Origin of the sequence: Sphaerochaeta sp., from assembly GCF_050178175.1 — a bacterium.
Lineage (GTDB): Bacteria > Spirochaetota > Spirochaetia > Sphaerochaetales > Sphaerochaetaceae > Sphaerochaeta.
Map to the genome: position 1 here is coordinate 6,089 of NZ_JBFXGH010000074.1, position 4,592 is coordinate 10,680.

A 4,592-nucleotide genomic window follows, 5' to 3' on the forward strand; every position below is an offset into this window, starting at 1 on the left:
GCAGCGGTAGGTATTGCATTTGGAATCATCTTCGGGAAGATGATCTTCGGTGGGTTTGGAAGAAATATTTTCAATCCAGCAATCACAGCGCGTGCATTCGTCTATATCAGTTTCGGGGTTCCGATGACAGCAGCGTTTGTCGGCAATGCAACACAAAAGGGATTCTTCCCTGCCGGCCTTGGCTCTTGGATAAGCCAAGCAGACAGTGTTTCCGCTGCTACGCCATTGGCAACCGGGGATGCTTCCTTGCCTGATCTGTTCCTCGGGTTCACCAGCGGTAGCCTTGGGGAAACCAGTGCCATCCTCATACTGCTCGGTGGACTGTACATTGTGTTCAAGAAAGCTGCCAACTGGAAGATAGTGGTTGCTTCACTTACCTCATTTTTGCTATTGCAGAGTATATTTTGGGCCAGTGGGCTCCAAATCGCTACAGAGAGCGGAATAAAAGGCGTCGCTGACCCCCTAACAGCCCTTCTCAGTGGCAGTTTTCTTTTTGCTGCATTCTTCATGATTACCGACCCTGTCTCTTCTTCCCAGACAACAGATGCAGGAAGATGGATATATGGCGCTGTCTTTGGCATACTCACTGTTTTGATTCGCATTTTTGCAAACTGGGTTGAAGGAGTAACGTTTGCGATCCTCCTTGCAAACATGTTTGCTCCCTTGCTTGATACCCTTCTTAAAGGGGCAAAGGCAAAGAAAAAGCTGAAGAAGGCGGAAGGAGGAAAAGCATGAAAGCAAAAAGAACGTTTTACAGTGAGCGCATATACCCGCTCCTCTTCATGTTTGCAGTTACATTCTTCTGCATCCTTATAACCTCCGGCCTGCAGCTTGCCACCGAGGATAGGGCAACAGCGAACGAACTTGCATTCACCAGACGGGCAATCCTCAATGCCGGCGGTGTTGCATTTGAGAACACGACCGAAGGGATTGAGGAAGCGTTCCAGAGCAAGATAGAAGAACAGGATGGGTACTATGTCGCAGACAGCGATAGTGGCAAACGCTATATCATCCCCGTGGAAGGTCCAGGACTGTGGGGTGCCATTACCATCATGGCAGGATTTGAGGAAGACCTGAGCACTTTCTCCGGCATCGCCATTGTAAGCCAAAATGAAACCCCAGGACTCGGGGCTCGTATCGAGGAACCTTGGTTTACTGAACAGTTCAGAGGAAAGCAAGCCCCCTTCACGTTGGTTGAAGAAGGTACTGCGGATGCGCCTAACGAGGTGGACGCCATTACCGGGGCTACCCGCACTTCAGAGTACTTCAAGAATATCACAAACCGTGCTGCAAACGATGCAAAACAAATCATTGGAGGTGAGTAGAATGGCCAGTAAACTGCTACGAAAAACGTTTATGGAACCACTGGGAAAGAACAACCCTGTGTTTGTCCAGATCCTTGGCATCTGCTCCACACTTGCAGTAACGAACAAGTTGCAGAATACCATGGTCATGACCTTGGGGGTGATGTTCACCACAGCTCTCTCCAGCCTGACCATTTCAATACTGAGAAACCATATCCCATCACGAATCCGGATGATGGTGGAGACCATGGTGATCGCAACCTTCGTCATCATCGTGGATATCGTCCTCAAAGCCTTTTACCCGGAGATGTGGAAGCAACTCGGTCCCTATGTTGGGTTGATCATCACCAACTGTATCATCATGGGTAGGATCGAGGCCTTTGCCTTGCAGAATAAACCGATGCTCTCGCTGGTTGATGGATTGGCATCCGGCTTGGGCTATGCCTATGTGTTGCTGGCCATCGCATTCGTGAGAGAGTTGCTGGGAACGGGAAGCCTTTGGGGTTACCAGATCCTTGGCTCCTGGTGGACGAACTGGTCCATCATGATCATGCCTCCCGGCGGCTTCTTCGTTTTGGCGATCATCATCTGGATTATTCGAGAAAAAATCATGAAGGAGGCCAAGAATGACTGATTCATTGATGCCCTTTGCTGTTTTCTTCGCCTCAATTTTTACCGGGAATATTCTCCTATCCAACTATCTCGGGATGTGTTCCTTCCTCTCAGTCTCAAAGGAATTGAAGACTTCTGCTGGACTGGGGATGGCAGTCATCTTTGTCATGGCAACGACCACTCCCCTGAACTGGATTGTGTATCAGTACCTGCTGATTCCTTTCAATCTGGAGTATCTCAGGTTCATTGTGTTCATCATTGTCATAGCTGCATTTGTACAGCTTACTGAGATGGCACTGGAGCGATACAGCGAGCCACTGTACCAATCGCTGGGCATATTCCTCCCGCTGATAACAGTCAACTGTGCAATCCTGGGCGTGAGCCTTTTCATGGTGATCAGGGAGTATACCCTGCTTACCTCCTTCTTCTTTGGGCTGGGAAGCGGAATTGGATGGTTCATCGCCATTATCGCAATGGCAGGGATTAGGCAGAAACTCAAGAGCGCCAAGATTCCCCCAGGACTGGAAGGCCCGGGAATCGCCTTGGTAATTGCAGGTTTCATGGCCATGGCATTCATGGGCTTCTCCGGCATGATCGCCATATCCTAAGGGGGAAGGGATGATTGTAACACTACTGATCAGTATCGGAATCATCAGCCTCATATCGGTCTTCCTGGCACTCTTGCTGGTAATTGCAGATGCAACCATTGGAAACTATGGTGTGGTGAAAATCTCGATCAATGATGGTGCGAAGGAGTTGGAAGTCCAAGGAGGCCAGCCATTGCTCAAAGCCCTCAACCAGGAGGGGGTTTTCATACCATCGGCATGCGGAGGACGTGGCTCTTGTGGGATGTGCAAGGTAAGGGTTGTAGGTGGAGGGGGAGACTATCTCCCCACTGAGCTACCCTGGATATCCGATGAGGAAAAGGAAAAGAACGTACGACTCTCCTGCCAGTTCAAAGTGAAACAGGATGTATCCATCATCATCCCTGAGGGACTCTTCCTGGTCAAGGAATTCAAGACAACCGTCGAGAGTATCAGGGACCTGACCCATGACATCAAGGAAGTGAGGCTTCGCTTGGAAGAACCACCTGAGATTTCTGCAAAAGCTGGACAATATATCCAGTTTGAGGTTCCTGAATATGAACTGACCGATGAGAGGATCTACCGTGCCTATTCCATGGCTTCTTCTCCAGATGACAAAAACCATGTGGAGCTGGAGATACGCCTGGTGCCGAACGGTATCTGTACCACCTATGTGCATCAACATCTCAAGGAAGGTGATGAGATCATCATCAATGGGCCATACGGTGACTTCTTCCTACGCGATACCGATAAGCATATCATCTTCATCGCTGGCGGTTCGGGAATGGCCCCGATCAAATCGATGTTGCTGGACATGGAGAAAAAAGGCATTACACGAAAAGCCTCATACTTCTTTGGTGCTCGCTCAAAACGTGACCTGTTCCTGCTTGATGAGATGCGGGCGTTGGAAGAGAAGATGCCGAATTTCACCTTCATCCCTGCACTCAGTGAACCGCAAGAGGAAGATAACTGGGATGGGGAGGTCGGCCTTATCACTGATGTGGTGAAAAGGATGGTGAGCGAAGGCGCCAATAGTGAAGCGTACCTTTGTGGAAGCCCAGGAATGATCGATGCTTGTGTCAAGGTGTTGGATGAGGTGGGCGTCCTTCCGGAAAATATCTTCTACGATAAATTCTCATAATAGGAGCTGATGATGAAACAAACCGTTGAATTTGACAAGATACAACAACAAATGCAGAAAGGTGTCATCACCCTTAATGGATTCCTTGGGGATGATAAGCGAAAGCTTGTCGACATCCTGGAAAGTGACAATCTTACCGTGAAAAACCTCAGGAGAACCCATGAAGCAATTGCTGAACGAATGAAGTATTTTCGCAAAAGGGGAACCGAAGGTTTGGGAGAATTCATCACGGTTGATGAAAATTTCGAAGTGAAGGTTGAAACAGTAAGGGGTGTGCTCCCTTCTCCTTTTGGGGGAAAGGGTATGTATGGAAAGGCCAACACCACCGTAAGGAACAAGAAACTGGATAAAGCCGTAGTCTTTACGGATCTGCACATACACTTTATTGGTGACCATGGGTTCTATGAAGGAAAAGGATCTCCCTTCCGCCTGGAGCCGGAAGAGTTGATTACGGTACTGGAGGTACCGGTAGTTGAAGAATAGCGTTGAAGCACGACAAGTCGTGGTTTACAACCACGTTTCCCCGTAGCTATACCGTGAGAGTAGTACAATTGTGCCACTCCCCCTTTTTTGTATCAAGACATGCTCGTAACAAGAGTGAAAGATTGGTCAATAATACCAATGTTGGATCATCCATAGGCAAAAAGCAAAAGTTTCAGTATCCTAATCTATAGGATTTCTCATGAAAAGGTACATATCCAACTGTAACTTACAGAATTTAGGTTGCTGACTTTCTGTAAGGGACAGAGATCTCGCTGATGTTTATATCCAGAGACTCACAAAGGGAGATGACCTTCTGGGTCTTCTTGCAAGGGTGCCATTCCCCGGCGAACTTGTTTGCGCGTACCTTGGTGAGCAGCTGCCTCAGGTCTTCAAACGAGATGTCCTTTTCCTTTCCGTGCAAATAGATTTCCTCGATTGCATCCACAGTCATCATCAGGGACAGGTGAT

At 48.4% G+C, this 4,592-nt stretch carries 7 protein-coding genes; 6 read left to right on the forward strand and 1 reads right to left on the reverse strand.

All coding sequences use genetic code 11. The features are described 5' to 3' along the window. From AB7S66_RS08680 to AB7S66_RS08705, 6 genes are all read left to right on the forward strand, one after another. On the forward strand, nucleotides 1-735 hold a 735-nt coding region (locus AB7S66_RS08680; protein WP_428519100.1), incomplete at its 5' end, for an RnfABCDGE type electron transport complex subunit D. Then, nucleotides 732-1,325 (forward strand): FMN-binding protein, encoded by a 594-nt coding sequence (locus AB7S66_RS08685; protein ID WP_428519102.1) that lies wholly within the window; start codon nucleotides 732-734, stop codon nucleotides 1,323-1,325. The genes AB7S66_RS08680 and AB7S66_RS08685, both read left to right, overlap by 4 nt. Nucleotide 1,326: 1 nt before the next feature. Next, a complete protein-coding gene (locus tag AB7S66_RS08690) occupies nucleotides 1,327-1,938 on the forward strand; it encodes an NADH:ubiquinone reductase (Na(+)-transporting) subunit D (protein WP_428519104.1) in 612 nt (203 codons plus the stop codon). Beyond that, nucleotides 1,931-2,524: an NADH:ubiquinone reductase (Na(+)-transporting) subunit E gene (locus AB7S66_RS08695; RefSeq protein ID WP_428519106.1), complete on the forward strand. Its 594-nt coding sequence runs from the start codon at nucleotides 1,931-1,933 to the stop codon at nucleotides 2,522-2,524. Before AB7S66_RS08690 ends, AB7S66_RS08695 begins: the two co-directional genes overlap by 8 nt. Nucleotides 2,525-2,534: 10 nt before the next feature. After that, nucleotides 2,535-3,641, forward strand: a complete 1,107-nt coding sequence (locus tag AB7S66_RS08700; protein WP_428519108.1) for an NADH:ubiquinone reductase (Na(+)-transporting) subunit F — start codon at nucleotides 2,535-2,537, stop codon at nucleotides 3,639-3,641. A 9-nt stretch (nucleotides 3,642-3,650) separates the two neighbouring features. Then, nucleotides 3,651-4,124: a hypothetical protein gene (locus AB7S66_RS08705; protein ID WP_428519110.1), complete on the forward strand. Its 474-nt coding sequence runs from the start codon at nucleotides 3,651-3,653 to the stop codon at nucleotides 4,122-4,124. 235 nt (nucleotides 4,125-4,359) lie between these two features. On the opposite strand, the gene AB7S66_RS08710 is transcribed toward AB7S66_RS08705, so the two are convergent. Further along, on the reverse strand, nucleotides 4,360-4,592 hold a 233-nt coding region (locus AB7S66_RS08710), incomplete at its 5' end, for a hypothetical protein (protein ID WP_428519112.1).